The sequence below is a fragment of the Pseudomonas sp. Marseille-Q5117 genome (genome assembly GCF_946901175.1).
GTDB lineage: Bacteria > Pseudomonadota > Gammaproteobacteria > Pseudomonadales > Pseudomonadaceae > Aquipseudomonas > Aquipseudomonas iranensis.
In genome coordinates, this window is record NZ_CAMPPP010000013.1 from 103168 (window position 1) to 118346 (window position 15179).

Below are 15179 nucleotides of genomic sequence, written 5' to 3' on the forward strand. Positions count from 1 at the left end.
TCCCTTTAAGCCCAATGATCGAGACTCAGCGTAGTTCAATATCCGATATTGCGTAGGGCCCCGAGTTGGGTCAGGTTGCAATCCAGTGCACCGGCGCTTCTGCCGTTATTGTTAAGTACGACGTTGAGTTGCGTAAGGTTGTTGACCACGTTGGCGCTGCCCAGCAAACGGGTGTTCTGCAGCAGCCCGCCCTGGGCGACCTGTTGCAGCGCCGTGCCTTGGTTGCCGCTGGCCTGAATGGCCATTTGCACGCCACCGCCATTGGCCGAAACCGCGACACTGCCGGCGCCGTTGCTGCCGCTGATGGTCTGCCCGGCGATGAGCGCCTGGCCCTGCGACGGCACCAGTGCCGGGGCCTGACTGGCTTCGCTGACGTTGATCGCGACGTTGTTGTTGGCGGTGTTGCCATCGCCAGCGGCGCGTACGCTTTGCGTTACACCCTGGCTGCTATTGAGGCCGGCACCACCGATGACAGTGCCGGTGCCGAGGGTAGGGGTGCTGCCGTTGCCCGACTCCTTGATGGTCGAGACATAGAATTCCGGTTTGACGGTTGCGGCCTGGATCTGCATCGAGGTCGCGGCCCCGATCAAGTCGCCGCTGGCGTTGCGCCAGGTGCTGCTCATGACAATGCCGAAGCTGATGATCCGCCCCGGCATGACGTAACGACCGCGCAGCTCGGCGAGCTCCTGGTCCTTGATTTCGATGGGTTTGAATCCGGCATGGGCTAAACCTGACGCACTCGCTGCCAGGCAGGCGGCGGCCAGCCAGTATGAGCTTTTCATCTGCTGCTCCCGGGACATCCAGTCCCATTCTCTAACTCGGCGATTAAAAGAAGTCGCTCTGAATGAACCCGAAATCCATCAATTCTGCATCTTTGACCGGGTTGAAACTGTCCAGCGAGTTCTTCGCCGTCAGCGGCACGGGAGGGCTGCGCAAGGCGTTGGCCTTGTCGTAACCGGGGCCGACGATGGCAAAGACAATGCCGTTCCAACCTTTGACAAAGTCGTCGTGCTTGTAGCGCTTGTGGCCGAGAACCGGGTCACCGATGTAAACCCAATCCTTGTCCGAACGCTGCAGGACGACGAAGTGCTTGTAGCCGCGAATGTCCATCAGGACCACCACCGGAATGGTCACCGCTTCGAGTTTCTCGGGCGGGATCCGGTAGCCACGGGCACGCATGCCGATGCTTTCTACGTAGCGCTTCATGTCGAGCATGGAGAAACCCTGGGTTCGCACCAGGTCCTGGTCAGCGTTGACCAGCATGCCTTTGATGATGTGCTCCTCATCGACGTCGAGCCAATAGGCCTGGCGCAGAACCGTTGCCAGTGCGGCTGCGCCGCAGCTGAAATCGGTTTTCTGTTCAACGATGTCGGCAAACTTGCGCTCACGAATGCTTTGCACGTCCTTGTAGACCAGCACGCCACCCGGCAGGGCAGCGACCGGCATCTGGGCTGCCTGAGTCAGGCCGCACAGACAAAGCAGAGCGAGGAGGGCAGGGGTCCGCATGATCGAATACGCCTTGTGGAACCTGGGAAAAAAGCCCCGTTGCCGGGGCTTTCGTTTCGATCGCGATTACATGCAGGCTTTGCAACCTGCGGCGATGGACAGCGAGTTGCTTTGTTGGTTGCCGACACCCGCCGAGACGTTGGCTCCGCCGTTGCCGGAGAAGTTGTTCATCGAGTTGGTCATGTTGGCGTTGTTGACGACTGGAGTTTTCCAGCCATCTTTGGTCAACACTTGTTGGGTGGTGACGCCAGCGAGGCCAAAAGTACCCACGGCTTCGAACTTGGCTTTCTGATCATCGTTGCCGCCATGGCCGCCGCCACGGTTGCCCCAACCGCCGTGGTTGTCGTCTTCGATGGTCGCGGTGCCTTTGGCTTTGAACGCGCCAGCGGCTGCATAAGTACCGGTGAGGGTGTCGGTTTTGTAAGCCTGCACGCCTTTGTTTTCCACGACCAGGCCAGTCGAGGACTGGTTGGCAGAAGCGGCAGCCTGCGCTACACGACCACCGGAAACGGCGATGGCGAGGTTGTTTTTCTGTTGGTTGAAGTTGCCCGAGCTCACGTTGATGCCGATGTTGCCGGAACCGTTGTTGCCTGCATTGTTGAGCGTGGCGTTGTTGAAGGTGGACGAGTTTTTCACGTAGTTGTTGTTGTTCACCTGAGTCGCGCTCGAGGCGGCAACAGCATTGCCGAAGATAAAGCTTTCGTCAGCGGTGGCCAGTGCAGCAGCGTTGTCCTGCTGGTTGCCGTCGCCGGCGGCGACGTTGGCGCCCATGTTGCCGTTGGAGCCGTTGAGCGAGTCGCTGGCATTGGCGTTGTTCAGGGTGCCCTGGTTTTTCACCACGTTGCCGTCGCTGTTTTGCGCATCGAGTACAGCGGCGCCGGCGCCTGCGGTGATTTGCAGCAGTTGTTCAAGATTCGGACCTTGTGGCTGGCCGTGACCGTTGCCATGTCCATTGCCATGCCCGTTACCACGACCGTCGGCCTGTGCTGCCATTGCCATCACTGCTGCGAGTGCGAAAACCAGTGGTTTGAGAGCCATTGTAGGTTTCATGGTTGTTTCTCCGTCGTGCTTATTAGTTGGTTAAGTGTTGGGACTTTTCTAATTGCACTGCTTTTTGTTTGGGTCAGTCTGCGACCCGGATGCTCAGGGTGTTAGCCATTCGGTTCCCCACCCCGGCACTCTGGTTCACCTGGATGACCCCGCGGCTGCCGGTGAAGGCCTGATCACTGGTGGTGACCTGGCGACTGCCGATTGAGGTACCAGTTGCTCCTGAGCTCGGTAAAAACGCCACGTTCTGTTGTGAAAGGGCGCTGTCGTCAACGCTCTGCGGGCCGGCACTGATGCTGACGCGCGTAACGTTGGCCATTTGATTGTTGGCACCGGCGCCCTGGTTCACACCGAGGATGCCGTTGCCGTTGCTGAAAGAGTTGCCGCCGATGTTGGCGCTCGCGTCGATGGCGCGGCTGGCGCGCGTGTCGATGGTCTGCCTGACGTTGGTGGTGGCATGGGCTTCGGTGCCGATGGCAATCGCCTTGGTGTTGGCCTGTTGCATCTGGTCACCGGCAGCCTGGTTGACGTTGAAGTTGCCGCGATACTGCGCGCCGGAATCCTGAATATTGGCCTTGTTCACTGAAGCCGAATCGGCCATGGCGCTGGTGCAGCCGAGCAGGGCGAGAAGCAGCAGGGTGCGATTCATGTCATTGGCCTCCGGCCATGCGAGTCAGAGGCGCCAGCCCGGTGCTCATCGCCCTGTTGACCGTGTTGGAGATCGACGCCCCGGAGCCGCCGCCGCTGCCCGTGCGCATACCGGGCAGGCCGTTCTGATTGGTCAGGGTGTTCATGCCGGGCAGGTTGGAACTGGGCGTGGTCATGTTGCCGCGAATCGATGAGCCGCTGGCGACGCTGGCGAAATCACCGTCAGTGAGTTCGGTACTGCTGAGGGTCTGGTTGATCCGCGCCGAAGGGTTGGCGTTGACCGTGGTTGGATAGGGATCTTTGCCGCCGTTGCGCCCGATCGGGATGGGTTGAACGTCGCGGTTGAGGACGATCACCCCGTTGCCTTCGGCCTGGGCGCTGACACTGATCAATGCGCTGGCGGCTGATCCGATCAGCAGGAGGCAGGTCAGGCTTTTATTGAAATTCCCCACGGCTGCAATTCCTTCTTCAGTGGGCTGGGTTATTCAGCGTTGTGAAGGAGAGAGCGAAAGCTGTGCCGGTTTTGAATTGTCTCGTTATTTCAACGGGTTAGGTGTTTTCCGGGAATGCTCAAAGCGGGTACTGTTTCAGTGCTGAGACACATGCAGGGGCGCTTGAACGGTGCTTTACGTCGGAAAGCTCTGGAGCAAGGGTTTGCGCCGATGTGTTTCATCGGCGTAACAGGTGACGTGACGGAGTGATGAACAGCGTTTGGACGGGGGCTTTGCGCGGTGAGGAGTGTTTCAAAAACGGACAGGTTCGTCCCAACGCGGCTCAACTGGACAGCAGAAGCTCGACCGCCGCAAAGGCTTGGGCGTGCCGTTCGGCCCAATTGCCCTCGATAACTTGCAATGGCTGCTGATGCTCAATCAACCAGGCGCGCGTGGCTTCGAAAAATGCCATGCGATCCGCAAGATCCGGTTGGCAGCGCTGGCCGTCTTCGGCCCAGTCGACCTGATGCGGTGACAGCAGCAGGTGCAGGTCGTAATGACGCGCAAGCAATTCCGCTTCCAGCCAGTCTGGGCAGTCGCCGAACAGGGTCTGACTCCAGAGGATGTTGCTCAGCAAATGCGTATCGAGGATCAGCAGCGCGGGCAGCTTCGCCCGTGCCTGATCTTCCCAGCGCAACTGACCCCGGGCGATATCAGGAATATCCGCCAAACAGGTGTCGCGGGGATTTTCCTCAATGAACCGACGCACATATTCATCAACGCGCACGCCGCCGAAACGCTGCTCCAACCCTGCCGCCAGCCAACTCTTGCCGGTGGATTCCGGGCCGGTGAGAACAACGACTTTCATGGGCGCAACGCCGGATCGGCACGCCATTCCCGCCAGCCTTGCACGGCGAGCAGGGTAAACAGCGCGTACAGCGCAGCAGTCAGATAGAGGCCTTTATAGATGAACAGGCCGACAAAGATCACATCGAGGACGAACCACAACGCCCAGCATTGCAGGCGTTTTTGCGCCATCCACAGTTGCGCCACCAGACTGAAACCGGTGAGCGCTGCATCGAGCCACGGCTGTGCGGCGTCGGTCCAATGCGCCATCGCCGCGCCCAGCGACAGGCTGCCGATCGCTCCGATGCCAAGACCGAGCAGAATCGAGCGTGTATCGAGGCGGGTGACTTGGCGACCGTCATGCATCGTCCCGGCGCGGGTCCATTGCCACCAGCCATAGATTTGCAGCGCGGCGTAGATGACTTGCAGCAACATGTCCGAATACAGCTTCACCTCAAAGAAGATCCAGCTGTAGAGCAACACCATGACCAGCCCGATCGGCCAGCACCACGGATTCTGCTTGACCGTCAGCCACACGGCGATGACACCGAGGGCAGCGGCAAACAGTTCAAGCCCGGACATGGCGGATCCTTGGGGGAGTTGAGAAGGGGGCGGATTGTACTGCATTAGTCAGATCAAAAGCCCCTCACCCTAACCCTCTCCCGGAGGGAGAGGGAACTGACCGCGTTGTTTGGTCGAGGTACGCCGACCTGGAATATCGCGTCGAACGCAGATCATGAAAAGCCCAGTGATCTGCTCCCTCTCCTCGGGGAGAAGGCTGGGCGGGCGGCGTTCCGATGAGGGGTGGGCTCACCTCGGTGACCGGTCAGACCCGGAACTGGCGCAGCAACCCGTTGAGCTGTTCGCTCAGTTGCCCAAGCCGCAGGCTGGCTGCACTGGACTGCTCAGCTGCCAGCGCGGTGCTATGGGAAAGCCCGGCCGCCTGCGTCACGTTCTGGTTGATGTCCTCAACCACCTGCGCCTGTTGCAACGTGGCGCTGGCGATCGAGGCATTCAGTCCGTTCAGATTGCGCAACGCCTGGCCAATCGCATTAAGGCTCGCCCCGGCCAGCCCCGCCTGTTCAATGGTCAGTTGCGAAGCCTTGCTGCTGTCGCCGATCACCTTCACCGCAGCCTCCGAGTGATTCTGCAAACGCTCGATCATCGACTGGATTTCAGCCGTCGATTTCTGTGTACGCTGGGCCAGCAAGCGCACCTCATCGGCCACCACGGCAAACCCGCGACCCTGTTCACCCGCACGCGCCGCTTCAATCGCCGCGTTCAAGGCCAGCAGATTGGTCTGCTCGGCAATCGAGCGAATAACTTCCAACACGCTGCCAATCTGCGTGCTTTCGGCAGCGAGCGTGCGGATCACTTCAACCGCTTGGTCAATCGTCCCGGACAGCTTGTCGATCTGCTGCAAGCTGCCGTCGATGTTGATCTGCCCCTGTTGCGCCTGCGCTTCGGCGTCGCGCATTTCAGCGGCGGCGTGCTCGGCGTTTTTCGCCACGTCCTGCACGCCGTAGGTGACTTCGTTGATCGCCGTGGCCACCAGCTCCATCTGCTGCGACTGCTGTTGACTGCGCTGCTGCGCTTGCGAGGCATCGTTGCCCAGTTCGCTGGAAGACTGGCCCAAAGCGCTGGCAGACACCTGCAGGTCACCAATCACCCGGCGCAACTTGGCGGTGAAGGCATTGAAGTGATGGGCGAGTTCAGTGACCTCATCCTTGCCGTGGGTATCAAGGCTGCGGGTCAGGTCGCTTTCGCCGCTGGCGATGTTCGCCATGGCATTCACGGTTTCTTGCAACGGACGGACGATGCTGCGTGCGATCAGGATCACCAGCAGCGCCATGATCAGCGCAATCGCCAGGCCGATCGCCGATGCCTTGATCATTTGTTCCTGAAACTCCGCCTGAACATCGTCGACGTAAACCCCGGAACCGATTACCCAGCCCCATGGCTCGAACAATTTCACGTACGAAGTCTTCGCAACGGGATCAGTCGCCCCTGGTTTCGGCCAGCGATAATTGACCATGCCCGCGCCTTTGGCCTTGGCAATGGCGACCATCTCGTTGAACACCGCAAAGCCGTCCGGGTCGCGGATCGCCGAAAGATTCTGGCCTTCGAGCTTGGGATTGGTCGGGTGCATGACCATCACGGGTGTGAGGTCGTTGATCCAGAAGTAGTCGCTCTGGTCATAGCGCAGGCCACGGATCGCGGTCAGCGCCTGCTTTTGCGCGGCATCCCTGGTCAGGGTGCCGGCGGTTTCCAAGCCGTGGTAATAATTCAGCAGGCCACTGGCGGTCTGCACCACGTGCTGGGTTTTCTGCGCCTTGGCGTGGTAGAGGTCGTCGTGGATCTGCTTGAGCATCAGCACGCCCAAGGTCAGCAACATGACCACCGCCACAATCAAGATGAGCCACAAGCGTCGGCTGATCGACACACTGCGCAAGCTGTTCATAACGCTGTCACTCCGGATTCTTGTTCTTGTAATAAACGATCGCCAGCATCCAGCCACCGCTGTGGGCTTGCGATTGCGCGACTTGAGCCGCCTAACGCGGGAGCGCTATTAAGGCTTGTCTGTTAGGATTTCGGCCCCGCGCGCGAAAACCTGAATCCGGTTTTGATATTTCACGGAATTTTTACCGTTTCGTGTGGATCCTGTGCGCGCGCAATCGCTACAGCTTTTACCGGCTACGCTGGACGCAGTGAACGAAAAAATACTATCGGGGCATGCCCGCGCGCATCGCTCTCTGGGGGATTGATGGATCTTTGGACCGCCTTGCAGGCACTGATTCTAGGAGTTGTAGAAGGGCTGACGGAGTTTTTGCCCATTTCGAGTACCGGACACCAGATCATCGTCGCCGACTTGCTGAATTTCGGCGGCGAACGGGCCATGGCGTTCAACATCATCATCCAGCTCGGCGCGATCCTCGCCGTGGTCTGGGAATTTCGCCGCAAGATCCTCGACGTGGTGATCGGCCTGCCGACCCAGCCGAGCGCCAGGCGTTTCACCGCCAACCTGCTGATCGCCTTTTTGCCCGCCGTGGTGCTGGGGGTGATCTTTGCCGATCTGATTCACGAATACCTGTTCAACCCGATCACCGTGGCGGCGGCGCTGGTCATCGGCGGGATCATCATGCTGTGGGCCGAACAGCGCCAACATGAAGTCCACGCCGAAACCGTCGACGAGATCCGCTGGACCGACGCGCTGAAAATCGGCTTCGCGCAATGCCTGGCGATGATTCCCGGCACCTCGCGTTCCGGCTCGACGATCATTGGCGGCTTGCTCTTTGGCCTGTCGCGCAAGACCGCCACCGAGTTTTCGTTTTTCCTCGCCATGCCAACCATGGTCGGTGCGGCGGTGTATTCGGGCTACAAATACCGCGACCTGTTTGTGCCGGCGGATTTTCCGGTGTTCGCCATTGGTTTTGTCACGGCGTTCATCTTCGCCATGATCGCTGTGCGCGGCCTGCTCAAGTTCATCGGTAGCCACAGCTACGCAGCCTTTGCCTGGTACCGGATTGCGTTCGGCCTGTTCATTCTGGCGACCTGGCAGTTCGGCTGGGTGGACTGGTCGGCGGCCAAGGCATGAACGATTCCCGCACGCGCCGCCCGGAGGGGCGACCTTCAGGCGGGCGCGTTCAGCATCTGAAATTGAAGCTTGCGGTGTTGCTGATCATCTGCGCGCTGCCGCTGTTCGGCTCGCTGTCGATGTGGCTCAGCGGCATCTCGCGCGTGCCGCTGGCGGCGTACGGGATTGTCAGTGTGCTGGCGTTCTTTCTGTACTGGGCCGACAAGCGCAAGGCCCGCGCCGATGCCTGGCGCACTCCGGAGAATATCCTCCATGCGGTCGAACTGGCGGGGGGCTGGCCGGGTGCGCTGATCGCCCAGCAGGTGTTTCGGCACAAGACGCGCAAGGTCTCGTTTCAGATTCTGTTCTGGGTGATTGTGCTGCTGCATCAGGTGTTCTGGATTGACCAGATTTTCCTCGGATCGAACTTGCTGTCGCTGATTTAACGTCCACCGAAAATCCCCTGTGGGAGCGAGCCTGCTCGCGAAAGCAATCTCATCCTCGCTGATGAGTCGCCTGACAAACCGCTTTCGCGAGCAGGCTCGCTCCCACAGGGTCTGCGTGCTTACAAAAGCAGGCCGATTTGGGTTTTCTTAGGCAACTTGCTCACCACCAGTTGATGCGATCGCTGCAACAGTCCCTGCAATTCCTCGGCACCCAGCGGGTAGGGCGGGTGCATGATGATCCACTGCGCCCGTGCCAGATACGGCGCCGGATGAATCCCCGGGCGGTCGCAATGGCCGAGAAACAGGTCCTTGTCGACCTTGAACGCCAGCGAATCACCACGTAATCCTTGCAAGGCAAACATCTTGTTGCCGGCAATCGAGAACACCCGTACGCCGCCCCATTTGTAATCTTCCCGGGCGCCGGGCAGGGCCAGACAAAACTCGGCGACCTCGGCTTCGCTCATTCTTCCTTGTTTCATAGAAATCTATCCCCGCAGGCATTGAACGATTCGACCAGGTGATCGATCCATGCGCGCACCGCCGGCATTACCCCGCGCCGGTGCGGGTACACCGCTTGCAGCCAGCCGCCAGGCAATGACCATTGCGGTAGCACTTGCACCAGCGTGCCGTTACGCAATTCGGTTTCGCAGAACATCATCGGCAGCACGGTAAAGCCCTGACCGGCGAGCACGCAGGCCTTGCGCACCACGAAGTCATCGATGCCCAGCCGCGCTTCCATGCTCAGATCGACGCTCTTGCCTTGCTGATCGAGCAGGCGCACATGGACCATGCGATCGGCTTCCAGCGCGCCCAGTACCGGCAGGGTTTTCAGGTCCTGCGGATGATTGATGATCTTGCCTTGCATGAACGTCGGGCTGGCGATCACCACCGCTTGCGCCTGACGCAAGCGGCGGGTGACCAGCAACGGGTCTTCATCGCCGTGATCGCGCACACGCAAAGCGACATCGATGCCTTCAGTGACCAGATCGACCCGGCGGTTGAGCAGCACGACTTCCAGCTGCACCTGAGGAAACTTGCCAAGAAAGTCGCTGATCACCGTCGGCAGCATTTCATGGGCAAGGCCGGTCGGGCACGACACCCGCAAGCGCCCGCGCGGTTCGCTGGACATGCTCGCCACCGCTTCGTCAGCCATTTCCGCTTCCAGCAACATCGCCTGACAGTGACGCAAATAGCGTTCACCGACGGCAGTGAGATTCAGTTGGCGGGTGGTGCGTTGCAACAGACGCGCACCGAGGCGTTCTTCCAGTTCGGCAATGCGTCGGGACAAGCGTGACTTGGGAATGCCGAGCAGGCGCCCGGCGGCGGCAAATCCGCCGGCCTCGACCACTTTGGCGAAATAGTAGAGATCATTGAGGTCCTGCATGCGCGTTTCCAGTCGTTCTATCAATGGGACGAACTATCGCATTGTCGGCGACTAATCACCTATTGGTTTGTTGCGTAGGATTGTCTCCATTCCGTCGCCACAGGCGATTCTTTCAGGAGAACCCACATGAAACTGTTGCACATCGATTCAAGCATTCTCGGCGACAACTCGGCTTCCCGTCAGTTGAGCCGTCAAGTCGTCGACGCCTGGCGAGCCGCCGAGCCGAGCGCCGTGGTCACCTACCGCGACCTGGCCGCCGACGCTATCAGCCACTTCTCGTCGACCACGCTGGTTGCCGCCGGCACCACCGCCGAACTGCGCGACGCTGCGCAACAGCACGAAGCCGAGCTGAGCGCTTCGACCCTGGCCGAATTCATCGCTGCCGACGCCGTGGTGATTGCCGCGCCGATGTACAACTTCACCGTTCCAACCCAGCTCAAAGCGTGGATCGACCGCGTTGCCGTCGCCGGCCAGACGTTCCGCTACACCGAAGCCGGCCCTGAAGGCCTCTGCGGCGGCAAGAAAGTGGTGATCGTGTCGACTTCCGGTGGCATTCATGCCGGTCAGGCCAGCGGCATCGCTCATGAAGAATATCTGAAGCTGGTGCTGGGCTTCCTCGGCATCACCGATATCGAAATCGTTCGCGCTGAAGGTCTGGCCTATGGCGAAGAAGTGCGCAACAACGCCATGAGCGCTGCGCAAGCGAAGATCAGCGAGCAACTGTTCGCCGCCGCATAAGGCTTGCGTAAAGAACAGCTGATGTTCAGGTAACCCCAAAAAAACTCTGTATTCTGGTTCCGCAAGGGCCGAATACGGAGTTTTTTGTTTCCGGCTGTTACATAATCTGGCCCGGGTTATGCAGTTTCAGCACATCCGACGATGTGGTCCGACAGAGTGGGGCATTCATGAGGCATCTTTGTGCACTGTTGCTGATTTGCCTGCTGGCCAGCCTGAATTCAGTGCAGGCCGCACCGGGGCGCCACCCTGTCTGGAGCGTCGGTTATCACGAGATGACCTTTCTCGACCCGCTCGACCTGCAACCGATGCGCGCCATCGCTTTCTACCCGTCCAGTGACCGCGAGCACATGAGTTTGCTTGAGGGCTATTCCGTAGAGGCTGGTGAGGACACTAAGGTCGCCATCGGCCGCTTTCCGATGTTGATGTTGTCCCACGGCAACACCGGCACGCCGCTGGCCTTGCATGATCTGGCGACGTCGCTCGCGCGCAAGGGTTTTGTCGTGGTGGCGGTGATTCATCCCGGCGACAACTGGCGCGACCACAGCCGACTTGGCACGTTGAGCAATCTCTACGGGCGGCCAATCCAGATTTCCCAAGCGATCACCGCGACTCTCGCCGACAACATGCTGGCGCCGTTCGTCAACGCTGAACAGGTCGGTGTGATCGGTTATTCGGCCGGTGGCGAAACCGCGCTGATTCTTTCCGGGGCGCAACCGGATCTGGATCGTCTGCGCCGCTATTGTCAGGAACGCCCGGACGATCACGACGCCTGTAACACCCAGGGCGAGTTGATTGTTGATCGCGATGACTTGCAGCCAGTGGCCGATCCACGGGTTCACGCGTTATTGCTGATGGCACCGCTGAGCCTGAAATTCGGCCGCCATACCCTCGCCGATGTGCACGTACCGGTGCTGCTCTACAGCGGCGACGGCGACAAACTGGTGGCCTTCGATAAAAACGCTGCGGCTTTGGCGCGCAAACTGCCCACTGCGCCGGACTTCAAACTGCTCGCCGGGGCAGGGCACTTCGTGTTCATGGCGCCGTGCACCGAAGAGCAGATCCGCGCCATGCCGGCGTTGTGCACCGATGCCGACGGGGTGGATCGCGAGGATATTCATCGCAACCTGATCTCCGAGGCCGGACGGTTTTTTGCTCATGCGCTGGGCAGATCGACACGGGCGGGGATGCAGACGGCGGATCAATAACTTCATCGCCGCCACCAATTCCTGTAGGAGCTGACGAGTGCAACGAAGCTGCGATCTTTTGATTTTGCTTTGAAGATCAAGAGATCGCAGCCTCGTTGCACTCGTCAGCTCCTACAAGGGGATCGGTGTTTCATAAGGTCGCGCGGCGCTTTAGGAGCAGGGTCAAGCCCAACCCGGTCACCGACAACAACGCCGCGCTGAAGAAAATCCACGAATAGCCCAGATTCAACGCCACCGCGCCCATCAATGGCCCGGCAATCGCCAGTGCCAGATCGAAGAACACCGCATAAGCCCCCAACCCCGAACCACGGCTGGAACTCGGCACCTGTTTGATCGCTTCCACCCCCAGCGCCGGATACACCAGTGACAGCCCGAATCCGGCCAGCCCTGCGCCGATCAACGCATACGCAGTGGAGGGCGCCAGCCACAACATCACCAGGCCGACGGTTTCAACCGACATGCAAACGATGGCCGAGGCAAACCCGCCAAACCGGGCAATCGCCGAGATGAACAACAGCCGCGACAGGATGAAACACACGCCAAACACGGTCAGGCAGTACGCCGCGCCGGTCCAGCCTCGGTTGAGGTAATAAAGGGTGATGAAGGTGGTCAGCGTGCCGTAGCCGATCGAGGCCAGCGTCAGGCTGGTGCCGTACGGCGCAATCTTGCCGAACACCGCCCAGAACGACAGGCGCTCACCACGAATCACCGGCACCGAAGGCTTGTTGCGGATCAACCACAGCGCACCTGCCGCCAACGCCGACAGCGCGAGGCCAAGGCTGACAAAACCATATTCGGCAACCATCACCACGCCCAGCGGCGCACCAATGGCGATCGCGCCGTAAGAGGCGATGCCGTTCCAGCCGATGGATTTCGCGGTGTGCTCGACACCGACCTGGCCCATGCACCAACTGATGGTGCCGACGCCGATCAGGCCTTGGGCAATACCAAGCAGCAAGCGCCCGGCAATCAGGATCAACAGGCTGGTCAGCGGAAAGCTTTGCAGCAAGGTCGACAGCAACGTCAGCGCGCCACTGAGCACGATCCCCCACAAGCCATAAATGATCGCCCGTTTGGTGCCGAGCGTGTCCGACATGCGCCCGGCCATTGGCCGGCTGAGCAGGGTGGCGAGGTACTGCGAACCGATCACCAGGCCGGCAATGATCGCGCTGAAACCCAGTTGCTCATGGACGTAACCGGGCAATACCGCAATCGGCAAACCGATACAGAGAAAGGCAATGAAAGTGTAGAAAACGATGGAGACGATCTGCAGGGTGATCGCCAGGGAGCTTTGCGGTGGCAGTGGCTGCGCAGACATGAGCACTCGTTCGCGGGCGGCGGTGGGAGAGTTGCCGACATCATGGCGCGGGGCCGGGATAAAAGAAAGCAGGCTAACTACTTCGCCTTAATGATCGTTCCCACGCTCTGCGTGGTAACGCCGCCATGGACGCTCTGCGTCCGCTGTTGGGACGCGGAGCGTCCCGGGCTGCATTCCCACGCGGAGCGTGGGAACGATCAATGTGGGAGCGAGCCTGCTCGCGATTATCTGCGCACCCACAATTCCCAACCGCCGAATGCAAAAAGCCCCGTCACACGGACAGGGCTTTTAACTTGCAGCTTGCAGCTGGAAACTCGCAGCTGCCTTTAAAACACGACGCCCTGGCTACGCAGGTAGTCGTCATAAGTGCCGCTGAAGTCGGTCACGCCGTTCGGGCTCAGCTCGATGATGCGTGTGGCCAGGGACGATACGAACTCACGGTCGTGGCTGACGAAAATCAGCGTGCCCGGGTAGTTTTCCAGCGCCAGGTTCAGCGCCTCGATCGATTCCATGTCCAGGTGGTTGGTCGGTTCGTCCATGATCAGCACGTTCGGCTTTTGCAGGATCAGCTTGCCGAACAGCATGCGACCTTGCTCACCACCGGAGATGACCTTGACCGACTTGAGGATCTCGTCGTTGGAGAACAGCATCCGGCCCAAAGTACCGCGAATCATCTGTTCGCCCTGGGTCCACTGACCCATCCAGTCGAACAGGGTGACGTCGTCTTCGAAGTCGTGAGCGTGATCCTGAGCGTAGTAGCCCAGTTCGGCGGCGTCGGTCCATTTCACGCTACCGGCGTCCGGGGTCAGTTCGTTGACCAGGGTGCGCAGCAGGGTGGTCTTGCCGATACCGTTCGGGCCGATGATCGCAACGCGCTCGCCGGCTTCAACCTGGAAGCTGAAGTCCTTGAACAGTGGCTTGCCATCGAAACCCTTGGCCATTTTCTCGACCATGACCGCCTGACGGTGCAGCTTCTTGTTCTGCTCGAAACGAATGAACGGGCTGACGCGGCTGGAAGGCTTGACCTCGGCCAGCTGGATCTTGTCGATCGCTTTGGCGCGGGAGGTGGCCTGCTTGGCTTTCGAGGCGTTGGCCGAGAAGCGGCTGACGAACGATTGCAGTTCGGAAATCTGCGCTTTCTTCTTGGCGTTGTCCGACAGCAGTTGCTCGCGGGACTGGGTCGCCACGGTCATGTACTCGTCGTAGTTGCCCGGGAACAGACGCAGCTCGCCGTAATCCAGGTCAGCCATGTGTATGCACACGCTGTTCAGGAAGTGACGGTCGTGGGAGATGATGATCATCAGGCTGTTACGCTGGGTGAGGATGTTTTCCAGCCAGCGAATGGTGTTGATGTCCAGGTGGTTGGTCGGTTCGTCGAGCAACAGCACTTCCGGATCGGAGAACAGTGCCTGCGCCAGCAACACGCGCAGCTTCCAGCCTGGCGAGACTTCGCTCATCGGGCCGAAATGCTGTTCCATCGGAATGCCCAGACCCAGCAACAATTCGCCGGCGCGGGATTCGGCGGTGTAGCCGTCCATCTCGGCGAATTCGGTTTCCAGCTCGGCGACGGCCATGCCGTCTTCTTCGGACATTTCCGCCAGCGAATAGATGCGATCGCGCTCGGCCTTGACCTTCCACAGCTCTTCGTGACCCATGATCACGGTGTCGATCACGGTGAATTCTTCGTAGGCGAACTGATCCTGGCGCAGCTTACCCAGACGCACGTTCGGCTCGAGCATGACCTGACCGCCGGACGGATCGAGATCGCCGCCGAGGATTTTCATGAAGGTCGACTTGCCGCAACCGTTGGCACCGATCAGGCCGTAGCGATTGCCTGCGCCGAATTTGACCGAAACGTTTTCGAACAGCGGCTTGGCGCCAAACTGCATCGTGATGTTAGCTGTGGAGATCAATTACCTTACCTATCAATGGGTTAGAGCTGGTCTGTGGTGCCTGGTACCGGACTTGAATACCAATCTGGAGCTTTTCCAGCTCCCCCCAGTCTGTGCTTGAGTTGAGCCAACGCGCATAAGCCG

At 59.9% G+C, this 15179-nt stretch carries 16 protein-coding genes; 4 read left to right on the forward strand and 12 right to left on the reverse strand.

The features are described 5' to 3' along the window. Positions 1–35 precede the first annotated feature (35 nt). The 8 genes from OC605_RS19715 to OC605_RS19750 form a co-directional block, all read right to left on the reverse strand. Positions 36–782: a hypothetical protein gene (locus tag OC605_RS19715; protein ID WP_073474520.1), complete on the reverse strand. Its 747-nt coding sequence runs from the start codon at positions 780–782 to the stop codon at positions 36–38. 43 nt (positions 783–825) lie between these two features. Beyond that, positions 826–1506: a C39 family peptidase gene (locus OC605_RS19720; RefSeq protein WP_024012915.1), complete on the reverse strand. Its 681-nt coding sequence runs from the start codon at positions 1504–1506 to the stop codon at positions 826–828. A gap of 66 nt (positions 1507–1572) precedes the next feature. Continuing rightward, positions 1573–2556, reverse strand: a complete 984-nt coding sequence (locus tag OC605_RS19725; RefSeq protein WP_133337851.1) for a heme utilization protein — start codon at positions 2554–2556, stop codon at positions 1573–1575. 73 nt (positions 2557–2629) lie between these two features. Beyond that, the gene (locus OC605_RS19730; protein WP_122611300.1) at positions 2630–3202 is read right to left on the reverse strand and encodes an adhesin; all 573 of its coding nucleotides are present in this window, start codon (positions 3200–3202) and stop codon (positions 2630–2632) included. 1 nt (position 3203) lies between these two features. Beyond that, on the reverse strand, positions 3204–3653 hold the full coding sequence (locus OC605_RS19735) for a hypothetical protein (RefSeq protein WP_024012918.1): 450 nt from the start codon (positions 3651–3653) through the stop codon (positions 3204–3206). Positions 3654–3975: 322 nt separating this feature from the next. Beyond that, positions 3976–4500 carry an AAA family ATPase gene (locus tag OC605_RS19740; RefSeq protein ID WP_186566715.1) on the reverse strand — a complete coding sequence of 175 codons (525 nt, stop codon included), beginning with the start codon at positions 4498–4500 and terminating at the stop codon, positions 3976–3978. Continuing rightward, positions 4497–5060 (reverse strand): nicotinamide riboside transporter PnuC, encoded by a 564-nt coding sequence (pnuC, locus tag OC605_RS19745; protein ID WP_186566713.1) that lies wholly within the window; start codon positions 5058–5060, stop codon positions 4497–4499. The genes OC605_RS19740 and pnuC overlap by 4 nt, the downstream gene beginning before the upstream one ends. Positions 5061–5304: 244 nt before the next feature. Continuing rightward, entirely contained in the window at positions 5305–6939 is a 1635-nt protein-coding gene (locus OC605_RS19750) for a methyl-accepting chemotaxis protein (protein ID WP_197891562.1), read from the reverse strand. A 303-nt stretch (positions 6940–7242) separates the two neighbouring features. On the opposite strand from OC605_RS19750, the gene OC605_RS19755 reads away from it, so the two are divergent. Together OC605_RS19755 and OC605_RS19760 are read left to right on the forward strand one after the other, a co-directional pair. Beyond that, a complete protein-coding gene (locus OC605_RS19755; protein ID WP_016774688.1) occupies positions 7243–8073 on the forward strand; it encodes an undecaprenyl-diphosphate phosphatase in 831 nt (276 codons plus the stop codon). Continuing rightward, the gene (locus OC605_RS19760; protein ID WP_262138989.1) at positions 8070–8498 is read left to right on the forward strand and encodes a DUF1294 domain-containing protein; all 429 of its coding nucleotides are present in this window, start codon (positions 8070–8072) and stop codon (positions 8496–8498) included. The genes OC605_RS19755 and OC605_RS19760 overlap by 4 nt, the downstream gene beginning before the upstream one ends. A gap of 119 nt (positions 8499–8617) precedes the next feature. Here the strand turns inward: OC605_RS19760 and OC605_RS19765 are convergent, their stop codons facing one another. After that, positions 8618–8977 carry an MmcQ/YjbR family DNA-binding protein gene (locus OC605_RS19765; protein WP_016774690.1) on the reverse strand — a complete coding sequence of 120 codons (360 nt, stop codon included), beginning with the start codon at positions 8975–8977 and terminating at the stop codon, positions 8618–8620. Next, positions 8974–9882, reverse strand: a complete 909-nt coding sequence (locus OC605_RS19770) for a LysR substrate-binding domain-containing protein (RefSeq protein WP_262138992.1) — start codon at positions 9880–9882, stop codon at positions 8974–8976. The genes OC605_RS19765 and OC605_RS19770 overlap by 4 nt, the downstream gene beginning before the upstream one ends. Positions 9883–10008: 126 nt before the next feature. Between OC605_RS19770 and OC605_RS19775 the strand changes: the two genes are divergently transcribed. Then, positions 10009–10620, forward strand: a complete 612-nt coding sequence (locus OC605_RS19775) for an FMN-dependent NADH-azoreductase (protein ID WP_186569695.1) — start codon at positions 10009–10011, stop codon at positions 10618–10620. Positions 10621–10787: 167 nt separating this feature from the next. Further along, a complete protein-coding gene (locus OC605_RS19780) occupies positions 10788–11825 on the forward strand; it encodes an alpha/beta hydrolase family protein (protein ID WP_122507326.1) in 1038 nt (345 codons plus the stop codon). 130 nt (positions 11826–11955) lie between these two features. Here OC605_RS19780 and OC605_RS19785 read toward each other — a convergent pair whose 3' ends face one another. Continuing rightward, on the reverse strand, positions 11956–13143 hold the full coding sequence (locus OC605_RS19785; protein WP_262138995.1) for an MFS transporter: 1188 nt from the start codon (positions 13141–13143) through the stop codon (positions 11956–11958). Between the two features lie 326 nt (positions 13144–13469). Further along, positions 13470–15056: an ABC-F family ATPase gene (locus OC605_RS19790; protein ID WP_262138997.1), complete on the reverse strand. Its 1587-nt coding sequence runs from the start codon at positions 15054–15056 to the stop codon at positions 13470–13472. Positions 15057–15179: the final 123 nt, after the last annotated feature.